Source organism: Fischerella muscicola PCC 7414 (assembly GCF_000317205.1).
Lineage (GTDB): Bacteria > Cyanobacteriota > Cyanobacteriia > Cyanobacteriales > Nostocaceae > Fischerella > Fischerella muscicola.
On the sequence record NZ_AJLK01000040.1, the window covers coordinates 1 to 19791 of the forward strand.

Consider the following 19791-nt stretch of genomic DNA (forward strand, 5'->3'; position numbering starts at 1 on the left):
TCAACCACTAACCAATGTACCAGACGTGCCATGGCACGTCTGGTACAACCATTAACCACCAACAACCAACCACTCAAATTCTTAGTTGACACCTATGAAAAATGTAGTAATAATAGAAAACGGTCATTAAACAACTTCGCAAGCGGAACTGGCGGAATTGGCAGACGCGCTAGATTCAGGTTCTAGTGCCCACAAGGCTTCCGGGTTCAAGTCCCGGGTTCCGCATCTGAAATTTTAGATTTTAGATTTGCGATTTTGGATTAATCTAAAATCTAAAATCCCAAATCTAAAATTGTGTTGACGAGTTTACAGAATTCTTTAGTTAAACAAATTAGAAAACTCCATGCTGCCAAGGAACGGCACAAGCAGCAATTGTTCCTACTGGAGGGAACACACTTGTTGGAGGAAGCTTGTGCAGTAAATTATCCGCTTGCAGTGGTGTGTTGTACCCAACAGTGGCAAATATCCCATCCAATGTTGTGGGAAGAGGCTTGTCAAAAGAGCGATCGCACAGAAATTGTCAGTGAAGAAGTGATGGCGGCGATCGCTACTACGGTACAACCAGATGGAGTTGTGGCGCTGGCGAAACGGGATGTTTCTCCAACTCCCATACCATTTACTGGTGTGGTACTAGCTTTGGAAACAGTACAAGATCCTGGTAACTTGGGTACAATTATTCGCACTGCGGCAGCAGCTGGGGCGAGTGGATTGTGGCTGAGTGGAGATAGTGTAGATTTAGATAATCCCAAGGTATTACGAGCCACCGCCGGACAATGGTTTCGTCTGCCTATGACAGTGAGTCCAGATTTAAAAGCGACAGTCATGCAAGCTAAACAGGCGGGAATGCAAGTGATCGCAACCCTGCCGAGTGCAACTTTAACTTACTGGCAAGTAGACTGGCGTCAGCCAAGTTTAATTTTATTGGGTAACGAAGGTGCTGGTTTGTCGCCAGAATTAGCAGCAATGGCAGATACAAGCGTAAAAATTCCTCTCAATCCTGGGGTAGAGTCACTGAATGTGGCGATCGCAGCTGCGTTGATGTTATACGAAGCGCGAAGACAGAGAAGGGGGTAGGGAGATGGGGAGGTGGGGAGGTGGGGAGGAGTGGGGGAGTGTGTAGACGCGCTCATAGGCTTCCCGTAGGGTGGAGTGTGAGGAGTATTAAGGAATAACCAACTACTAACCACTAACCACTAACCACTAACTACTAACTACTAACTACTAACTACTAACTACTAACTACTAACCACTAACCACTAACTACTAACCAATGACAATTGACAATCAACTTTTTCCTTTTTGCTGCAAATATTGCTCGATATCAGCAACTGCGTCTTCCCACACATCTAAATCAATGATTGAGGAAGTTTCGGCTATTTGGCGATCGCCTTCATAATCACTGGGGGATTGGGGTGTCTCTTCTGTTTGTGTAGAATCATCTTGTAAAATTTGTTGCAGTTGGTCTAGGGATTTTTGAAACTCCTGATCAGCGGCGCGGCGCTGTTCATGCTGATTTTGCTCCATAATTTAATTCCCAATCTGTACTAACTTTATACGTTAAAAGGCTGAACGGCAAAATCAGCTAAGGTAACAGTAAAACTCTCCTGCTTCCCTGTAGCTACAAAATTAACGATAACTTCACAAGCAACTGCAACTGCGAGGATAACCAAGTTGCGTGCTAGGGGGTAGTCGCAGATATCATCATTAGCAGGTGAAGGTACACGATAAATTTGGTTCCAGATAATTTCTGCATAATCTGAAGCTAAACCTACGTGTAGACAAGGTATTTGAGAATTAGTAGAGTAATCAAACACAGCTTGTCGGCTGCTGCTGTTATCAAAGGTGTCAATAATCAAAGCACTATCTGCTAACAATTGTCCTGCATTGGCTGATGTTAATTCTTTGGGACGTCCATCGACTGTGACACCCAAAGCACGGTAAAGATTATTGGTGAGGATTTTGGCTTTGTATGCACCAACATCGGAACGGTAGTAAGGTTGAGTAGAAAGGTTACGTTCCTCAACTCTGTCTCTGTCTATTACCCGTAACTTGCCAAAACCGGAACGAGCTAGATTTTCAGTGATATTTGCACCCAAAGCCCCAGCACCACAAATGATAATGGAAAAGTCCCGCAGTTTATGCATTAGTGCTGGTGTGCGTTGCAATTGTTCGTGAAAAAAGGCATTAGTCATTTGCTAACAGGATTTTAGATTTTGGGTATAACTCACCACCATCTACTATAAGGGCGCAAAGCTTTACATCCCTACTAAATTCTCAATTGATATCATGTCCGGCTAATTGCTTACAATATAAAGCTTGGGCATTGGGTATTGGAAAATCATCAGTATCTTAATTACCCATTACCCATTACCGACAAGGACGGATAATATAAGTGTTCCAGCGGACATGATATGAATTGTCTGGTATTTTTACCAAGGATTCGCTAAACTCACGCATATTAAATTGCCGATTAGGATATGGTTGTGGGAAACAAAATTCAATTCATAGATAAACTGCGGCTGGGTTTGGCTGTCTCCATAGCTAAAAGCGTAACTTTTATGGTGCGATCGCTACGTTTAGGTGCGGCGTCTGTTTTACCTGGTGCGATCGCACGTCGTATTGAACCCCGTTTGTTACCATTGTTGAGTCAGCAGGTGAAAAATGGGGTGATTCTTGTTGCTGGTACGAATGGCAAAACTACCACATCGCTGTTTTTACGGGAGATTCTGGAACGTCAAGGTTTTCGTGTTGCTCACAATTCCACGGGTGCAAATTTAGAAAATGGCTTGATGACAGCGTTAATGGAAAGCACCAATTTGGTAGGTTCGTTGGATGTAGATTACGCCATTTTAGAAGTGGATGAAAATATCCTACCCAGGGTTTTAGCTCCAATTCAACCAAAACTGATTCTCTGTTTAAACTTGTTCCGCGATCAACTGGATAGATACGGAGAAGTAGACACAATTAGTAAACGCTGGGGAAGTGCGATCACCACTTTACCCCCTGAAACTATTATTGTTGCCAATGCTGACGACCCGACAATTTGCTATCTTGGTCAGCAGTTATCTCAACAACGAGTTGCATTTTTTGGTTTAAACGAACCAGAAAATTATTTAGAAGCTATTCCCCATGCTGTTGATTCTATCTATTGTCCTAGTTGCGGACACGCTTTAGACTATAAAGGCGTTTATTTGTCTCATATGGGCGAATATACTTGTCCCAGTTGTGGTTTTACTAGAAGCAAACCAACTATTGATAGTAGCCAATGGCCCCAAATTCTCATTGGTTTGTACAACAAATACAATACTTTAGCAGCTGCTACCACCGCCATTGAATTGGGGATTGATGAAGCTACTATTCGCGATGCTATACCTAACTTCCAACCTGCTTTTGGTCGTGCAGAAGAATTAAATATTAATGGGAAACAAGTACGAATTTTATTATCAAAAAATCCTGTAGGGACGAATGAAACTATTCGAGTTGTGACTCAAAGTCATCACAAAACCACACTATTAGTATTGAACGATCGCATTCAAGATGGCGAGGATGTATCCTGGATTTGGGATGTAGATACAGAAAAACTAGTCCAACGGGGAGGAACTCTAATAGTGAGTGGCGATCGCGCCTACGATATGGCTCTCCGTCTCCGCTACAGCGATCCCGAACCTCAAAATACTTGTAAGTTGATTGTCGAAGAAAATTTGCAACAAGCTATCAACACAGCTTTGGAACATACCCCAGATCACGAAACATTGAACATCTTACCTACCTACACAGCCATGCTTGATGTGCGGGAAGTACTAACTGGTAGGAAAATTCGCTAAATTTCGTTCTTTGTTGCTGGTTGATGGTTCGTTGTTCCAAACAACAACCAACCAACAACCAACAACTAACATTTATTGTAACTTCACTGCTGCCCGCTGTAGAGGTAAAACTTCTTCTAAAGTTAATTCATGGTCAGAAGTAAGATGACTGTTACAACAAATAGTACTAAAAAATACTGGCTGACCAACTACTTCTGAAAAATGTTTTTCTAGCAGTAATCTTGAGGTAATATCTCCTAATAAATCAGAAAGGTCTTTTGTGAGTTGGTCTCTGTCGTCACGGTGAACCATTCTAAATTGGAAAGGTGTTTCGCCAACTATTTCTTTGACAGCTGCATCGAATTTATCTGGCTTTTTCTGAACGTAGGCAAAAGATACTTCTTCTAAAAAATTCCAAGCTTCTGGAAAAATTTCCTGGATTTTTTCGAGATGATTTTCACTTTGGTAAACTAAAGTTGCAGTTTTGCAATCCATAGGTCAAACAATTTTGGATTTTAGATTTTGCAAAAAGTTTGATCGCCGCAAGCCGGCGCTCAAAGCTTTTCAAGACGGATTTTGGATTGACCCCACAGATTTTGTGGGGGCTTGTACCATCACAGATAAATCAGTTTACTGCTAAACTAAGTGTCTTATTTATATTGACATTTTTTAGCTAAGTACAATCTCTAATATTATGAATTCTTTATTTTTAACAAAGTAGGGGCGTACAGTTGTACGCCCCTACTCATTCTTTTATTGAGTCATCTTTAGATGAGTTCTGCTATCAACCAAAGATTTCAATCCTTTGCTTTAAGTAGGTGAGTGGAAATAAACCTAACTATGTTAAGAAAAGTAGATAGGTCTGAAACCCTTACCAATGACCAATGACAAATGACAAATGACAACTCTAACTAAACTTTAAATTCCAGATCCGTCTAGAAAATCTTCAATCACAGAATCCCGACTACATCTAATTTCCTGATTTACTTGAGTAACAGACATGTGTAAATTCACTTCCAACTGTTCGACTTGTTGTTCTAGTTCCTTCACACGTTCAAATAAAGCTCGAATTGCTTCAGCTTCTACATCCCGCAGTTGATTGTGAGCCAAAACATCTACTTTTGTGTTTTCGCAACGAGTGATGCGTCCAGGAATACCAACTACAGTTGTATTGCTGGGTACATCGCGCAGTACTACTGAACCTGCACCAATACGGACATTATCTCCTATTTGGATATTGCCTAATACCTTCGCACCTGCACCCACAACAACGTTGTTACCTAAAGTAGGATGGCGCTTACCAGTTTCTTTACCAGTACCGCCAAGGGTAACACCTTGATAAATCAGGGCATAATCACCTACAATAGCCGTCTCGCCAATCACCACTCCCATTCCGTGATCAATAAATACACCCCGGCCAATTTTTGCTCCTGGGTGAATTTCAATCCCAGTGATAAACCTACTGATTTGAGAGATGAAGCGGGGAATAAATGGAATATTTTTCTTGTACAGCCAGTGGGCGATGCGATGGAACAGCAAAGCTTGCAGTCCAGGATAGCAAAATAATACTTCTAGCCAGTTACGGGCTGCGGGATCACGTTCATAAATTGTTCGTAAATCTGTTAGTAGCATACTTATATTTTGATGATGATTGCTTGGCTACGAACAGGATTCCCCACTGTTAAAGGCGGTAATTGAGATTATGGAAAGACTCGTTATATTCGCCTTAAAAATATTATTTTAGCAAATATTACTAAAACATTTTCTTTTATTGGAGTTCATCGCAAACCGCTAGATATTTTAAAAACGAACACAGTGCAAGGCGATGCACACAGATGGATTATTGGTATCGCTTCTCTAGAAATAATGATTAATTCACACCAGACGTCAAATTATAAAATACACACCAATAATCTATCGGTGTTCATCGGTGTCCATCGGTGTTCGATTATCAAAAAACGATTTTGGACATTGCTTTAATTTACATCAGTTAATGTTTTCGCAAGCACTAAAGTGCTTACTACGAACTGTGGATTTTACTCAATAACAGCTAATATGGATTTTGGCAACAATTTATCTTTAAACCAAACTATTATAGCCGGAACATCGTTTAATTTGACACCGACTTTATCCAAATTCAAACGTTCAGAAATTGCCAAAATTAAATTATCACATTGAGCGCGTCGGACTTGGGCAAACTTTTTTTGTAAATATTCTGGTCGCCAATAACCGATAATTTCTAAGAGAAAACTGCGTCCATCGGGATGCACTAACCGAAAATCGGGAATCATCACACTACCAGGAATAGGAATTAAATCAACTTCTCGCTCTAATGCCCAACAACTTTTCAGTGCATCCCATTTATCAGCAAAGGATGCTTCAATCATACTATCGTAAGGTTTCCCAGGTGGGTAATGAGTCACTAACCCACACTCAGAATTAAGGGTGAAACGTCCGGTTTTCCAGGTTTCTGTATAAAAATCGCGGACTTGGAGTGTCGCAGAAAGACTCCATTTGGTGACATGCAATAAAGCTGGAATAAGTTTAGCGATCGCTAAACCATATCTCGTACTAGGATTAAATAAACTCGTCGGCCCATCAATCGTGATTGTAAATCCGTAGTCGGCATCACCTTCGATATATGCCATCAATTGAAATAATTTTAAATAGCGAAATAAAAGCTTGTATTCACCAGGAACATTCCGATGAGCATTTAATACTAATTGACTGGCTTTATAAAATACACCCTGCACTTGCGATAAATTATATCTGTGCAATAATTCTTCTGGTTTTGGTGCATCAAAAGTAGTGAGAATTTTATTCTCTGACAAGTCAGCATACAATCCATCACGGACTTGTTCTGGTAAAACTTCTCGTTCGAGTTCTTGAGTTAAATTATCAGCTATATTTTTTAATGTCACTTGTGTTAATTCTGGACTAGGAACAGATTTAGCTGCTAAAGCAAATACCCTTTCTCTTAACATTTGTGGTTCTAGGGGACTGATGACTTCAAATGTACAAAATCCACTTTTGAGTAGATAAGCCAAACCCCGCTTCACTTTATAGTCGGTTGTGTCACCTTCTAATTCTAATAATTGACGTTCTAGCGTACCTTGAGTCTTTCCTACTGCTTCTTGAAAAGAATTAATTAATTCGTTGGCTAACTCTATATGTTTAGCATCAAGTTTTAATCTTTTGGGAATAATTTCTTCCCCATTTTGGTGATGATGGAGTAAATCTGTTGGTAACATTTAGGCTTTTAAACTAACTTGAATTCGATTAATATTATCAGACTAAGTAATTGACCCGCCCGCAAGTAAACTGCGGGCTAATAGCCCAAGTCTACTAAAAGCAGACTGAATAAGGTCAAGCTGTTCACTAAAAACCATTTCAACCCACTTGAGTGGGTTTTAGTTGTTAGCCCATACTTCAGTTATGGGCAGTATTAGGGCGAATTAAATATACTTTTTCAACAACAATCCTAATTTTTCTTTTGTTGCCGTTGACACTTTATCCAATGGTGTCAAAATTGCATATTTTAATGCTGAATGAGCAACACTAGCTGGTGGATTATCACTCAAGCGTCGCACTGTTTCTTGAATTACTTTTTGTGCATTGACAGCATTGCGTTGTAAATTATTCACTACCATTTCTACTGTGACGCTATCATGGTCTGGATGCCAACAGTCATAATCAGTTACTAGTGCTAAAGTTGCATAGGCAATTTCAGCTTCCCGTGCTAACTTCGCCTCTGGTAAATTTGTCATTCCAATTACTGTTGCACCCCAACTGCGGTAGAGATTTGATTCTGCTTTGGTAGAAAATGCTGGCCCTTCCATACATACGTAAGTACCACCACGATGCAGGGTAACATCTGGTAGGTTCAAAGAAGCGATCGCATCTGCTAATACTCCAGCTAAATTATGACAAACTGGATCACCAAAGGCAATGTGAGCAACAATTCCTTCTCCGAAAAACGTAGAAACCCGATTTTTAGTTCTATCAATAAATTGATCGGGAACTACCATATCTAATGGCTTTGCTTCTTCTTTCAAAGAACCCACAGCACTTGCTGAAATTAAATACTCCACACCCAACTGCTTCATCGCATAGATGTTCGCGCGGAATGGCAACTCTGAAGGTAGAAACGTGTGATTACGACCATGACGAGCTAAAAATGCTACGCGTGTACCATCTAAAGTTCCTAAGATTACAGCATCAGAAGGTGAGCCAAAGGGCGTATCAACTTTCACTTCTTCTACATCTTTGAGGGCATCCATTTTGTATAAACCGCTGCCACCAATAATTCCAATTCGAGCTTCTGTCATTATTCTTAGCCTCTAGCTTTTTGCTGTGCCAAGTTATTTTAATGGCAAATGTGTCTATGGGAATCTGGTTTGATTTATGAGCTTAATAAAAATAATTTTTTATTAGTCGAACACCGATGGACACCGATGGACACAGATAGATTTTCCGTTGGTGGCTGGGTGGTTATTGATAATTTTTGTTTTTTTCCCACTACTTATTACTCACATTCAAAGTGAGTTCTCAGTTACAAGTTGATGGTAGAACACTCTGATTAGAGATCATTCCCTATTCTTAATTTAGGAATCCGATTTCCGAGTTGGGTTGACTACTGTGAGTGTGAATTTGAAAATCCTCAAATGTTACCTGAAAACCATCGCTTTGGGGACAGGCACATACTAATCCTACTTGTACTGTTGGTTGCTGAGTTAGGTATGCTACCTCAAGTGGAATGTAATCTTTACCATCAAGCGAATACAGTACTTCTACGGTGTCACCTCGGCGCTGCAAACGTAACCATAAGCAATCAGGATTCTGTGCTAGTGGTACAATTGACCATTTGGAGTCGTTGTGAGTGACAATGGCACTGACGTAGTGTAAATCGTTGACAAATTCAATGCTGGATTTGAGCCAGGTTTTTTCATCTATGCGAATCATTAATCCTGCGTGATCGCATGAGTTTTGATAATTGCCGATAATTTTGACTTGAGCAGTGAAGTCGCCTGTAACTTCTTGATAATAAAAATTGCCGTTGTCACGGATACAATACTGAGTTCTACGCCAAAAATCTGTTTTTGCACCAGCAGTAACAGTTATCACGCTCTCTTGTTGCTCCCACACTGGTGGTTCATTATACCATTTCATTAGCATAAGCAGAGCTTAAGTAATATTTTGTAGGTTTGAATACTATTCTTTTATTAATAGTAGCAGTGATTAAACTTCATCCAAGTGGATGATTTTGTTATGTTCATCCATGTATGGAAGTGTATGTTTATCTCAAGCCTTAAAAATATTCTACCCGTGCATCAAAACCACGATCGCGTAACTGACTAGAACGTCTTTCGGCTTCGGGGCGATCGCGAAATGCGCCAGCATTGACATAATCTCCCAGTTTTGATTTGACTGCAAAAGCTTGGGGTACAAACTGACGAACTTGCTCAAGAGTATTGGCATCACGAATTGGTACAATTACCACATAGCGGTTTTCAATATTGGGGTTTTCTCCTCCTGTAGAGTTGTTATTAGTTAATCCCAATGCTTGCCAGGTTTGAAAATCTACAAATCCAGTGGGATTGAGTCCAGCAGTTTGCTGAAATTGGGCAACAGCATCTCTAGTTTCTGTACCGTAGTAACCAGTAATCTCGCGATTAAAGAATCCCTGTTGACGTAAACTTTGTTGCACGGCGACAACGCGTGGACTGTTTTCACCCAAACAGATAAAACCGCTTGTTGGTGAACAACCAGAATTGTTGTTATTGGCATAGTTTGCATTGGTGGAGATTGCTGTCCAAGTTTGTCCATCGACAATACCATTAGCTGTGAGTCCGTAATCACGTTGAAAACGTACTACAGCATCTTTGGTGACAGAGCCAAAATTACCAGTAGGATTTGCTTGAAAATAACGCAACTGCGCCAAATTTCTTTGTAATTGTAATACTTGTGGCCCGGCATCACCTTCGTTCAAGGCATTGGGATATTTATCAATTCCACCACCGACACTATTATTATTATTATTTGGTCTTGATGCCAAACTAGTACGTATTACTTGCAAAGTGTTTGCACCCGCAACACCATCAGCTTGCAATCTTTTAGATTGCTGGAATCGAATCACAGCTTGCTCTGTTTCTTGACCAAAATAACCTGTTACCGGGCCTTTATAGTAACCCAATGTTCGCAAAGATTGTTGTAGTTGTGTGACTGCTGCTCCCCTACTACCTACTTTGAGAACATTACTACTGCTACTTTTAGATTGCCGAGGTTGACATGCAGCTTGCAATGCACGTTGAGTTTGTGGACCCACCTGGCCAATTGCAGGAATCCTCTTTGCTTGCTGGAATTTTTTAACAGCATTTTCTGTCAAGGGACCAAAATTGCCATTGATTGGGCCATTGTAGTACCCTAACCTTTGCAAACATCTCTGAATACTTGTGACTTGGGGGCCGCTATTTCCTCTTTCTAGTGCTAATGCTTGCCCTGCTATATTGAGAAATGCCAAAGTCAATGCTACAGATAAAAGCCGCATTGTCGCACTATTAGATAACTTCTGCCTATTCCAGTCACTCATAATTATTTAAATAGCAAATATTAGAGTTTTCGTCACGGATGACTCCGTGTATATTTATTACCCAAATATTTTTAATTAGCCTCCAGTAGTATTAGTACTGATATATTTTTAAGTTGTATTTACGAAAAAATATACCATCTTCTATGGAGTTTCCATGAAAAATTAGTCTGCCTTAGTACAAATATTTAAAGTTTTTTATACAAGATTCATACAGTTACAGTTATTGGATTTTTTTAAGTATGAATACTTAATTTACCCTTTCTTAGGCAGCGATCGCTCTGGGTAAAACTAAGATAAAGGTAGTAGAGGCTGCTGTACTTTCGACACGGATTGAGCCTTTTAAATGTTTGACCAGCTTCTGCACTAGTGCTAATCCAAGTCCAGTGCCACCATATTGCCAAGGATTATGTTGAGGAAGGCGGTAAAATGGGTCGAAAATACGTACCAGATCATCAGTAGCAATTTTAACACCAGAATTGCTAATGCTAATCTCTACAGTTTTCTCTGTTGCAGATGCAGCAACGGTAATCGATTCTCCCGCAGGTGTATATTTACAGGCATTGCTGAGTAATTCTGTAACAATCCGTTCTAAATGAGTGATATCTGTTTCCAAAAGCGGCACTTCCGCAGCTAGATGCAAGAATAACTGTTGTTGCTGACAAATAGTCACTTCTCGAAAAGATTCCACAATCGGAGGAAGCCAACTGTTGAGATCAATCATGATTATAGTTAAAACATCAGCTTCTGCTTCTAAATATGTAAGTGAAAGCAAATCGTTAATCAGTTTGCTTTCTCGCTGACACTCGTTCTGTAAAATCTGCAATAATTGTGACACGATGTCTGTATCTAATACTGTTTCTTGCTTGATAATTGCTTCTAGAGTTTGTACGGCTAGGCTAATACTGGTGATTGGTGTTCGCAATTCATGAGACAGGGATCTGAGAAATTCGTGTTTGAGGTTTTCAAGTTTTTCGAGTTGGTTTACTTGTGTCTGGGCTAGCTGATAAAGTCTGGCTTGACGAATCGCGATCGCACATTGATTGGCTACTTGCTGTACCAGTTTAATTTCCCATTCTGCAAACAGTTCTGGAGTGACTTTTGTCAGCCAAATATTTCCCATCACTGTTTCGGCGTCAAAAATGGGACAAGCTAGCTGTCTCACTACAACTAACTGCGGATTCCAATCTCGTAAAACTTCACTAAATTGCAATGACTGTTTTTGTAATAGTGACTGATACAGTTCGGGAAAGTCTCTAACCCATCGTTTCATCCCTTGGTACACAGGAGGGATGGTAGTGTACTCGTGGGCAATAGTAGTGAAAGTCTGGTTGGTATCATATAATTCGATGTGGCAACGCTCGACCTGCAACACTTTTGCTAATTCAGTAATAGCAGTTTCTAAAACCTTGTCTGCATCTATACAATCACGGATTTGTTCAGTTAGATTTTGCATCAAGAATTGATGCTGCTGCAACTTCATTTTGGTTTGCAGATCCTGCACCTGTTGACGGAGTTCTGTTTGTTGAATGGCAATATTGATTTGGATTGCTAATTGCTTGAGTAAATCAATTTCTACTTGTTGCCATTGCCGTGGTTCAGAACAATGCTGGGCGATTAGCAATCCCCAAAGATCCTGCTGGCATAAAATCGGTACTACCAGATTAGCTCTAATCTGCAAGGAGGATAGAAAATCTATTTGACAAGGATGCAAGCCAGCGGCGTAAATATCTTCTACAATCTGGATACAACCCCGCTTGTAACGTTCTGCGTGTTTTTCGTGAAAGCAAGTGTCTGTGATCTTCATTCCCAACAATGGCTTACCCGGAACAATAGTAGATTCTGCAACTATAGTCCCGCCACCATGAGAATTAAGACGGTAGATGAGTACGCGATCGCTTAATAAGAACCTGCGTGATTCTGTAACTGTGAAATTCACAATCGTATTTAAATCAAAAGATTGGCAAATTTGTTGAGCGATCGCGCTCAATATTTGATTAGGATTACTCCCATCTTCTAAATCTGTACCTATTTGGAATTTCTGACACGCTGCTTGTGTCAACTCTGCGGTGGATTCCGATGGATTAATATTCATGCGAGAGTCCCTGGTTGTGTTTACTGACTCTACTAGGCTTTATCTCCGTAACATAATATGTAATGTAATAGATGCCTTAAACTGCTTTAAACAAAAGCATTTCAGTCTGTGTTGACCGAAATTTTATAGTATGCACTGCTGATGAAAAAGTTAGTAAAGCTTATACTTGATCAACCTAGATAAGTCCTGCTTGTTAAAATCCAAGATATATTTGCAGGTAAATGGCAAAATAATTTAAGTTATTTACTTAATATTTTTTTAGCATTTTTGCATACATTCACTGTACTAAAATTTTCCATTTACTAAAATTTATAAATCTTAATATCTATATACTGATATTATGTGCGCTTAAAACTTATATTGTCGTGTAGGCTGGTAATTGGTAATTGGGTTATTACCTATAGCCTTGGAATTCATTCCAAGGCGGATGATGTTACTGATAACTGATAACTGTTAAAAACGTTCCACCCCTTCTATTGCCTCAAACTTCTTACCACTCTCACCCATAGCCTTTGCAGCTTCTCCACAGGTGCGCGGCGTCGGGAAAATCTTCTCTGGATTCGCCAAACCTTGAGGATTAAAAACTTGTCGTACCCATTGCATAGTTTCTAAATCCGCTTCCGTAAACATCTGTGGCATATAACATTTTTTATCTGCACCAATGCCATGTTCACCAGAAATACTACCGCCAACTCTTACACATAACTTCAGAATTTCTCCCCCCACTTCTTCCACTATTTCTAATGCACCAGGAACAGAATTATCAAATAGAATTAAGGGGTGAAGATTGCCATCACCAGCGTGAAATACATTCGCAATTTTATAACCATATTTTTGACTCAATGCCTCAATTTCTTGTAAGACATAAGCCAACTGAGTCCGGGGAATTACCCCATCCTGTACATAATAATCTGGACTTAAATGCCCGGCAGCAGCAAACGCGGCTTTACGTCCTTTCCATAATTTGAGGCGCTGTTCTGGATCACTAGCAGAAGTAACATTACGCGCACCATTTTGTTTACAAATTTCGGCAACTTTTTGTTTATTTGCTGCCACTTCTACTGCCAAACCATCAATTTCTACTAACAAAATTGCCGTTGCATCACGGGGATAACAATTTGTTTTTACTACATCTTCCACTGTATTAATGCTGAGGTTATCCATAATTTCCATCCCACCAGGAATAATCCCCGCACTGATAATATCAGAAACACTTGCTCCAGCCGCTTCAATACTCGTAAAATCTGCTAGTAAAACACAGATTGATTCTGCACTTTTGAGGATTCGCAGGGTAATTTCTGTGGCAATACCTAAGGTTCCTTCTGAACCGACAAATATACCCGTTAAATCATAACCAGGCATTTCGGGGATTTCTCCACCTAAGTCTAAAATTTCGCCTTCAGGAGTGACTATTTTTAACCCCAAAACGTGGTTTGTTGTCACACCATACTTGAGACAATGTACACCCCCAGAGTTTTCTGCAACATTACCACCAATAGAGCAGATAATTTGACTGGAGGGATCAGGGGCATAGTAAAAACCAGCACCACTTACTGTTTGCGTCACCCAATTATTAATCACCCCTGGTTGCACCACAACACGCTGATTTTCTAAATCTACATTCAGTATTTGCCGCATCAAAGCTGTAACAATCAAAACGCTATTTTCAACAGGCAAAGCCCCACCTGATAAACCAGTACCAGAACCACGGGCAATAAAGGGGACAGCATATTTATTGCATATCTTGACTACCGCCGCCACCTGTTGTGTAGTTCTCGGTAGCACTACCACCGCCGGACGTTGGCGATAGCTGGTGAGTCCATCGCATTCATAGGTGATCAGTTCTTCTCGGCGTTGTACTACACCATTTTTGCCAACTGCTGCTTCAAATTCTTTGATGATGGGTTGCCAGTTGCGTTGTTGTTTGTCTTGGGTGAGCATAGGTTTTGTGGAAAGATGCGATGCGATCGCTTGTGTGAGTTGGTCTAATTAATATTTTTACAGGTGTTTTATACAATCAACTAACCTAGAAATATCGCTCTCAAGTGGTGGGTAAACTCATGGTTGAGCAACTTTTAATCAATAATGATGATTACTACGTGCCAGATGCTAGCCAGCTAGTTACTGAAGATGATACGCCTGTGGATAATTTTGCTTCCGAAAAACAACAACGCTTGTTAGTTAGTACCCTTTATAGTTCACTACAAAACCAAACTTTCTTAGCCGCAGCCAATGTCGGCATCTATCATACTGACGGACAGCCGCCAATTGTACCTGATGTTTTCCTCAGCCTTGATGTGCAAGTGCCACAAAACTGGTGGGAAAAGCAAAACCGTTGCTACATGCTTTGGAAGTTTGGCAAACCCCCGGAAGTAGTGATTGAAATAGTCTCCAATAAAGAAGGTGATGAACTAGGCACTAAACTCAAAACTTATGAACACATGCGAGCGAGTTACTATGTAGTATATGACCCCACCCAGCAATTATCAGAACAGGCGTTGCGTATTTATGAAATTCGCGGTAGGCGCTATTTTGAAACTACAGAAACTTGGTTAGAACAAGTCGGTTTGGGTTTAACTCTCTGGCAAGGTGAATTTGAAGGTAGACAAGATGTGTGGTTACGCTGGTGCTACCAAGATGGTACGCTACTAGCAACTGGAGATGAACGTGCAAAAGTTGCTGAACAACGCGCCTCTGTTGCCGAACAACGCGCTGCACAATTAGCGGAAAGACTGCGATCGCTCGGCATAGATCCAGATACTCTGTAGATCATCGAATAAATAAAATTTCATTCAACTATCTTGCCAAATGTTTCTTGTCGCTTTATATATATAACTAACGTTCGATATAAAATAATGTAAATGCCGAAGATAGTTGATCATGAACAATACCGCAAACAGTTGTTGATGAAATCATTTGATTTATTTGCCCAAAAAGGTTACGCCGCAATTACCATGCGCGAGATAGCCAAAGAATTAGGAGTTTCTACGGGAACTTTATATCATTACTTTCCTAACAAAGAAGCATTATTTTTACAGTTAGTAGAAGAGCAAACACGACAAGACATTCTAAACTTTTTGGCTGAGGCAGGAGATGCCAAAAATTTAGCAGAACGCATCAAAGCTTTGATGAATTTTGTTGCAAAGAACGAAGATTATTTCTCGAAACAAGCCCTTTTAGGGTTTGATTTCTATCAGCAGCAAGGGCGAGATGAAATTTTAAATAACCCAACTATAAAAAAAGCTTGGGAAGATACTAAACAAGCACTTGCAGATTATCTAGAAATCAAAGACCAAGCAATAATCAACTTTATTTATTGCTTCTTGAACGGCTTAATTTCGTCACGAATGTTTGAGGGTGATACATTTTCTTACACCGAACAAAGCGAACTACTCGCAAACATGTTGACTGCTTATTTGCAAGCCCAACCAACTCATTAAAACTCCGCGTTCCTTTGCGTTAAAAAAAGAAAACATGACTCAACAATTTCTCTCAAAACCTTCAACTCAAAAACTAATCGGATTAGTCATAACAGCCACCGCTTTGACTGGTGCGATCGCTTTCTATGGTATCTCCCAAGCTGGCTTACTCAGCAAATCCGAACCTCCACCCGTAGAAACCCCTCCTGCTGTCAAAAAAGTCACCGCCCTCGGACGCCTGCAACCAGAAGGAGAAGTAATTAGCTTATCTGCACCTTTAGCACTGGATGGCGATCGCTTAGATAAATGGCTTGTCAAAGAAGGCGATCGCGTCACAACAGGACAAATTCTGGCAATTTTAGATTCTCAAAAACCCTTGCAAGATGCTGTCACACAAGCAAAAGAACAAGTGAAAATCGCTCAAGCTAAACTAGCACAGGTGAAAGCAGGGGCAAAAACTGGAGAAATTCAAGCACAGCAAGCAAACATCAGCCGACTTCAAGCAGAACAAGCTACAGAAATTCAGGCACAAACAGCAACCATAGCCCGTTTGAAGGCACAACAACAGACAGAAACCCAAGCCCAGAAAGCCAATATCGGGCGTTTCACAGCAGAATTGGCGAATGCCAAATTGGAATTCCAACGCCATCAAACACTATATCAACACGGGGCAATCTCTGCATCTTTACTAGATAGCAAACGCTTGGCATTCCAAACCGCACAACAGCAACTAGTCGAAGCCCAAGCCAACCTCAAACGCATCCAAACATCCCGACAACAAGAACTAGCCGAAGCCCAAGCCAACCTCAAACGTATTCAAACATCCCGACAAGAAGAATTAAAATCAGCAAAAGCAACTCTCAACCAAATTGCCGAAGTTCGTCCCGTTGATGTACAAACAGCACAAGCAGAAGTAGACAATGCGATCGCCACACTCAAACAAGCACAAACTAACCTAGAACAAGCTTATATCCGCGCCCCATTTCCAGGACAAATTCTCAAGATTCACACCTACGTCGGCGAAAAAATTGCTGATGCTGGGATTGCTGAACTCGGACAAACTAACCAAATGCTAGTAGTAGCAGAAGTATATCAAACTGATATTGGCAAAATTCAACTTGGGCAGCAAGCAGTAATTACCGGACAGGCTTTTTCTGGAGAGTTGCGAGGAAAAGTTTCACACATCGGCTTGCAAGTGAACAAACAAAACGTCTTTAGCAACCAACCAGGAGAAAATTTAGATCGCCGCGTAGTTGAAGTCAAAATTCACCTCAACCCAGAAGATAGTACACGAGTAGGTAGTTTGACTAACTTACAAGTGCAGACAGCAATTGAGTTGTAGAGTTTTGTCATAATTTATAACGAATGTTTGATATAGATGCAATCAACAAACTTAGGAGATTCGTGAATATGCTGCAAGGAACTTACTTGTTATTTTGTATTCTTGGCTTAGCTTTACCTTACTCTCATTTCATAGTATTTCTGTTAAAACACGGTTTCAACATTCAGCTACTTTTGGAACAGCTTTTTACTAATCATATTTCCGCTGCCTTTGGCATGGATGTAATTGTCTCAGCAGTAGTTCTTTTAGTCTTTATCTTTTGGGAAGGAACACGCTTAAAAATGCGTTTTCTTTGGGTTTATGTTCTCAGTACTCTGACGATTGGTGTTTCATTTGCCCTTCCCTTATTTTTACTCATGCAACAACACCAGTTAGAAAAACGAAAAGATTTTTCTAATTCAATTATCCAGTCATAAAATGATTTGTTATTTCCAACAAAGGAGACTTAGTATGTTTCGAGTTACCGGATATATTTTGATTGCTATTAGCATCATTCATGTTGTAGTTGGCGTCTGGATTTTTGCTGATCCGCTTACAGACATAATTCAGAATGGAATATTTAATACAGTTGCTCCTAATCCATTTGCTCCTTACTTTGATCGAGAAGATGCCTTCTGGTTTATGATAGCTGCCCCACTACTTTTGACTTTAGGACAACTATGTTGCTGGGCGGAAACTCAGAGAATCACCCTACCAGCTTTTCTCGGTTGGAATCTTCTGGCAATTTCTCTAGTTGGTGTATTTATTGAGCCGACATCAGGTTTCTGGCTGTTGATATTACCAGCTTTTCTTATACTCATAGCATCACAAAGAACTACCACCAAACTCACTAAATCTACAGAATATGAAGATTCAGTCTTGTAGAACTTTCCGAGTTCGGTTTCGACTGTTCCGCAGAAAAATTCATCCTTGGTTCACTTTAGTTACAGTTGGTTGCAAAATCATTTACTCCTGTGGAATTAAACAGGATCAAGAGAAAGTCCGCTTCTTGCTAGCAATAACAAAAATCGACTTCGTAGGTGTTTATCAACTTTTAAATGATCTACTCTGGTGAAACCATGATGACTACCGAGTTTAACCTACTGCAAGTATCACAAATTGACGAAGCAAGCGCAATTTTAGCAAATACATTTAACGACGATCCTATTTTTGATTACTTCATTTCTAAAAGCGATCGCTCAAGAATCAACATCCTAAAAACATTATGCAAAATAGCATACCTTCAAAGATAACGAAAATCGAATCACCCATCTGTGTGCATCTGTGTGCATCGGTGTTCGTTTCTTAAAAAAATTTGTCACACCCTTAACTCACCTCAAACAAAAACTTAAACTATCACCATGCTTCCTAAATTCCTTCGCCGCATTCCCTTGGCATGGCTGCAATTAAAAAAAGAAAAAACACGCTTAGCAGTAGCCCTTGCAGGCATAGCCTTTGCCGATATGCTGATGTTTGTACAACTAGGACTATTAGATGCCCTCTTTGATAGTGCCACAAAGCCTCACCAAAATTTACAGGCAGACCTAGTTTTAATAAATCCCCAATTTCAAACATTGTTCTACGTCAAAAGCTTTCCCAGAGAGAGATTGCAGCAAACCTTAGCCTATGACGGAGTAAAATCTGTTCGTCCCTTATATGCTGATATTGCCCAATGGCGTAACCCACAAAATCGCCTGAGTCGGGGAATTTTGGTGTGGGGAATTGATCCGGCCAACCCACCCTTTGATCTACCTGAGGTGAACCAGCATCTAGATCAACTGAAACTACTAGATCGGGTATTATTTGATCGCGCTTCTCGCCCAGAATACGGCCCCATCCCAGACTTAGTAAAACAGCATGGTAGTGTGGAAGCAGAGGTGAATCGGCAAACAGTACAAACAGTAAGTTTATTTCAGCTAGGTGCTTCTTTTGGTGCTGACGGTAACATAGTAGCCAGTGATTCTACGTTTCTCAAACTTTTTCCCAACTACCAGCCCAATCAAATAGCAGTTGGACTAATTAACCTCAAACCAGATGCTAATGTACAAAAAGTGCGATCGCAACTACAAGCAAGTTTACCAAACGATATCAAAGTACTGACTCCCCAAGAATTTGCCCAGATAGAAATTAATTATTGGGGCAATCAAGGAATTGGATTTATTTTTGGTATGGGAGTAGCAGTAGGGTTCATCGTCGGGATTGTAATTGTTTACCAAATTCTCTACTCTGATGTTTCCGATCACCTGCCAGAATACGCCACCCTCAAAGCAATGGGATATAGCGATCGCTATCTCATGATCATGTTAATGCAAGAAGCTTTATTGTTAGCAGCATTAGGATTTATACCCGGATTAGCACTTTCGATAGGACTGTATCAGATCACCTACGCTGCAACTTTACTTCCCATTGCCATGAAAATCAACCGCGCCATATTTGTACTGTCCCTAACAATAATTATGTGCAGTGTTTCCGGCGCAATTGCTATGCGAAAACTCCGCGCCGCCGATCCCGCAGATATGTTTTAAATAATTGTTGTTTGTTGTTTGTTGGTTGTTGTTTGGAATAAG

General features: G+C 40.3%; 20 protein-coding genes and 1 tRNA gene. 11 read left to right on the forward strand and 10 right to left on the reverse strand.

Annotated features, from left to right (window positions below):
* The first annotated feature begins 142 nt into the window (after nucleotides 1-142).
* Together UYI_RS0106065 and UYI_RS0106070 are read left to right on the forward strand one after the other, a co-directional pair.
* Nucleotides 143-225 (forward strand) — tRNA-Leu (locus UYI_RS0106065).
* A gap of 69 nt (nucleotides 226-294) precedes the next feature.
* On the forward strand, nucleotides 295-1074 hold the full coding sequence (locus UYI_RS0106070) for a TrmH family RNA methyltransferase (RefSeq protein WP_016865780.1): 780 nt from the start codon (nucleotides 295-297) through the stop codon (nucleotides 1072-1074).
* Between the two features lie 210 nt (nucleotides 1075-1284).
* On the opposite strand, the gene UYI_RS0106075 is transcribed toward UYI_RS0106070, so the two are convergent.
* Together UYI_RS0106075 and UYI_RS0106080 are read right to left on the reverse strand one after the other, a co-directional pair.
* Nucleotides 1285-1524 (reverse strand): hypothetical protein, encoded by a 240-nt coding sequence (locus UYI_RS0106075; RefSeq protein ID WP_016865781.1) that lies wholly within the window; start codon nucleotides 1522-1524, stop codon nucleotides 1285-1287.
* Between the two features lie 26 nt (nucleotides 1525-1550).
* Nucleotides 1551-2192, reverse strand: a complete 642-nt coding sequence (locus tag UYI_RS0106080; protein WP_016865782.1) for a ThiF family adenylyltransferase — start codon at nucleotides 2190-2192, stop codon at nucleotides 1551-1553.
* Nucleotides 2193-2477: 285 nt separating this feature from the next.
* Between UYI_RS0106080 and UYI_RS0106085 the strand changes: the two genes are divergently transcribed.
* Entirely contained in the window at nucleotides 2478-3824 is a 1347-nt protein-coding gene (locus UYI_RS0106085) for a Mur ligase family protein (RefSeq protein WP_016865783.1), read from the forward strand.
* Nucleotides 3825-3896: 72 nt separating this feature from the next.
* Here UYI_RS0106085 and UYI_RS0106090 read toward each other — a convergent pair whose 3' ends face one another.
* A complete protein-coding gene (locus UYI_RS0106090) occupies nucleotides 3897-4298 on the reverse strand; it encodes a hypothetical protein (RefSeq protein ID WP_016865785.1) in 402 nt (133 codons plus the stop codon).
* Nucleotides 4299-4311: 13 nt separating this feature from the next.
* Between UYI_RS0106090 and UYI_RS39550 the strand changes: the two genes are divergently transcribed.
* The gene (locus UYI_RS39550; RefSeq protein WP_258003479.1) at nucleotides 4312-4443 is read left to right on the forward strand and encodes a hypothetical protein; all 132 of its coding nucleotides are present in this window, start codon (nucleotides 4312-4314) and stop codon (nucleotides 4441-4443) included.
* Nucleotides 4444-4721: 278 nt separating this feature from the next.
* Here UYI_RS39550 and cysE read toward each other — a convergent pair whose 3' ends face one another.
* The 7 genes from cysE to glcD form a co-directional block, all read right to left on the reverse strand.
* Complete coding sequence (gene cysE, locus UYI_RS0106100; RefSeq protein ID WP_016865787.1) at nucleotides 4722-5435, reverse strand: serine O-acetyltransferase; 714 nt, start codon at nucleotides 5433-5435, stop codon at nucleotides 4722-4724.
* 404 nt (nucleotides 5436-5839) lie between these two features.
* Nucleotides 5840-7054, reverse strand: a complete 1215-nt coding sequence (locus UYI_RS0106105) for a DUF790 family protein (RefSeq protein WP_016865788.1) — start codon at nucleotides 7052-7054, stop codon at nucleotides 5840-5842.
* A gap of 204 nt (nucleotides 7055-7258) precedes the next feature.
* On the reverse strand, nucleotides 7259-8131 hold the full coding sequence (locus UYI_RS0106110) for an S-methyl-5'-thioadenosine phosphorylase (protein WP_016865789.1): 873 nt from the start codon (nucleotides 8129-8131) through the stop codon (nucleotides 7259-7261).
* Between the two features lie 271 nt (nucleotides 8132-8402).
* Entirely contained in the window at nucleotides 8403-8972 is a 570-nt protein-coding gene (locus UYI_RS0106115; protein WP_016865790.1) for a DUF1349 domain-containing protein, read from the reverse strand.
* Between the two features lie 139 nt (nucleotides 8973-9111).
* Nucleotides 9112-10392: a peptidoglycan-binding domain-containing protein gene (locus UYI_RS0106120; protein ID WP_051035547.1), complete on the reverse strand. Its 1281-nt coding sequence runs from the start codon at nucleotides 10390-10392 to the stop codon at nucleotides 9112-9114.
* A 262-nt stretch (nucleotides 10393-10654) separates the two neighbouring features.
* Entirely contained in the window at nucleotides 10655-12484 is a 1830-nt protein-coding gene (locus UYI_RS0106125) for a sensor histidine kinase (protein ID WP_016865792.1), read from the reverse strand.
* A gap of 453 nt (nucleotides 12485-12937) precedes the next feature.
* Complete coding sequence (gene glcD / locus UYI_RS0106130) at nucleotides 12938-14425, reverse strand: glycolate oxidase subunit GlcD (RefSeq protein WP_016865793.1); 1488 nt, start codon at nucleotides 14423-14425, stop codon at nucleotides 12938-12940.
* A gap of 119 nt (nucleotides 14426-14544) precedes the next feature.
* On the opposite strand from glcD, the gene UYI_RS0106135 reads away from it, so the two are divergent.
* From UYI_RS0106135 to devC, 7 genes are all read left to right on the forward strand, one after another.
* Complete coding sequence (locus UYI_RS0106135) at nucleotides 14545-15252, forward strand: Uma2 family endonuclease (protein ID WP_016865794.1); 708 nt, start codon at nucleotides 14545-14547, stop codon at nucleotides 15250-15252.
* Between the two features lie 93 nt (nucleotides 15253-15345).
* Nucleotides 15346-15924, forward strand: coding sequence for a TetR/AcrR family transcriptional regulator (locus UYI_RS0106140; protein WP_016865795.1), 579 nt, complete (start codon nucleotides 15346-15348; stop codon nucleotides 15922-15924).
* Between the two features lie 34 nt (nucleotides 15925-15958).
* On the forward strand, nucleotides 15959-17245 hold the full coding sequence (locus UYI_RS0106145; RefSeq protein WP_016865796.1) for an ABC exporter membrane fusion protein: 1287 nt from the start codon (nucleotides 15959-15961) through the stop codon (nucleotides 17243-17245).
* Between the two features lie 68 nt (nucleotides 17246-17313).
* Nucleotides 17314-17661: a DUF2834 domain-containing protein gene (locus UYI_RS0106150; protein WP_016865797.1), complete on the forward strand. Its 348-nt coding sequence runs from the start codon at nucleotides 17314-17316 to the stop codon at nucleotides 17659-17661.
* Between the two features lie 34 nt (nucleotides 17662-17695).
* Nucleotides 17696-18109: a DUF6463 family protein gene (locus UYI_RS0106155; protein WP_016865798.1), complete on the forward strand. Its 414-nt coding sequence runs from the start codon at nucleotides 17696-17698 to the stop codon at nucleotides 18107-18109.
* Nucleotides 18110-18303: 194 nt separating this feature from the next.
* Entirely contained in the window at nucleotides 18304-18477 is a 174-nt protein-coding gene (locus UYI_RS37550; protein WP_162140385.1) for a hypothetical protein, read from the forward strand.
* 108 nt (nucleotides 18478-18585) lie between these two features.
* Complete coding sequence (devC, locus tag UYI_RS0106165) at nucleotides 18586-19749, forward strand: ABC transporter permease DevC (protein WP_016865800.1); 1164 nt, start codon at nucleotides 18586-18588, stop codon at nucleotides 19747-19749.
* The last annotated feature ends 42 nt before the right edge of the window (nucleotides 19750-19791 follow it).

Excerpts from the sequence above, each read along its gene's own strand:
- UYI_RS0106110 (WP_016865789.1), bottom strand. The coding sequence starts at position 8,131 with ATGACAGAAGCTCGAATTGGAATTATTGGTGGCAGCGGTTTATACAAA.
- devC (WP_016865800.1), top strand. The coding sequence starts at position 18,586 with ATGCTTCCTAAATTCCTTCGCCGCATTCCCTTGGCATGGCTGCAATTA.
- glcD (WP_016865793.1), bottom strand. The coding sequence starts at position 14,425 with ATGCTCACCCAAGACAAACAACAACGCAACTGGCAACCCATCATCAAA.
- UYI_RS0106105 (WP_016865788.1), bottom strand. The coding sequence starts at position 7,054 with ATGTTACCAACAGATTTACTCCATCATCACCAAAATGGGGAAGAAATT.
- UYI_RS0106125 (WP_016865792.1), bottom strand. The coding sequence starts at position 12,484 with ATGAATATTAATCCATCGGAATCCACCGCAGAGTTGACACAAGCAGCG.
- UYI_RS0106145 (WP_016865796.1), top strand. The coding sequence starts at position 15,959 with ATGACTCAACAATTTCTCTCAAAACCTTCAACTCAAAAACTAATCGGA.
- UYI_RS0106075 (WP_016865781.1), bottom strand. The coding sequence starts at position 1,524 with ATGGAGCAAAATCAGCATGAACAGCGCCGCGCCGCTGATCAGGAGTTT.
- UYI_RS0106115 (WP_016865790.1), bottom strand. The coding sequence starts at position 8,972 with ATGAAATGGTATAATGAACCACCAGTGTGGGAGCAACAAGAGAGCGTG.
- cysE (WP_016865787.1), bottom strand. The coding sequence starts at position 5,435 with ATGCTACTAACAGATTTACGAACAATTTATGAACGTGATCCCGCAGCC.
- UYI_RS0106085 (WP_016865783.1), top strand. The coding sequence starts at position 2,478 with ATGGTTGTGGGAAACAAAATTCAATTCATAGATAAACTGCGGCTGGGT.
- UYI_RS0106090 (WP_016865785.1), bottom strand. The coding sequence starts at position 4,298 with ATGGATTGCAAAACTGCAACTTTAGTTTACCAAAGTGAAAATCATCTC.
- UYI_RS0106150 (WP_016865797.1), top strand. The coding sequence starts at position 17,314 with ATGCTGCAAGGAACTTACTTGTTATTTTGTATTCTTGGCTTAGCTTTA.
- UYI_RS0106080 (WP_016865782.1), bottom strand. The coding sequence starts at position 2,192 with ATGACTAATGCCTTTTTTCACGAACAATTGCAACGCACACCAGCACTA.
- UYI_RS0106120 (WP_051035547.1), bottom strand. The coding sequence starts at position 10,392 with ATGAGTGACTGGAATAGGCAGAAGTTATCTAATAGTGCGACAATGCGG.
- UYI_RS0106135 (WP_016865794.1), top strand. The coding sequence starts at position 14,545 with ATGGTTGAGCAACTTTTAATCAATAATGATGATTACTACGTGCCAGAT.
- UYI_RS0106140 (WP_016865795.1), top strand. The coding sequence starts at position 15,346 with ATGCCGAAGATAGTTGATCATGAACAATACCGCAAACAGTTGTTGATG.
- UYI_RS37550 (WP_162140385.1), top strand. The coding sequence starts at position 18,304 with ATGATGACTACCGAGTTTAACCTACTGCAAGTATCACAAATTGACGAA.
- UYI_RS0106155 (WP_016865798.1), top strand. The coding sequence starts at position 17,696 with ATGTTTCGAGTTACCGGATATATTTTGATTGCTATTAGCATCATTCAT.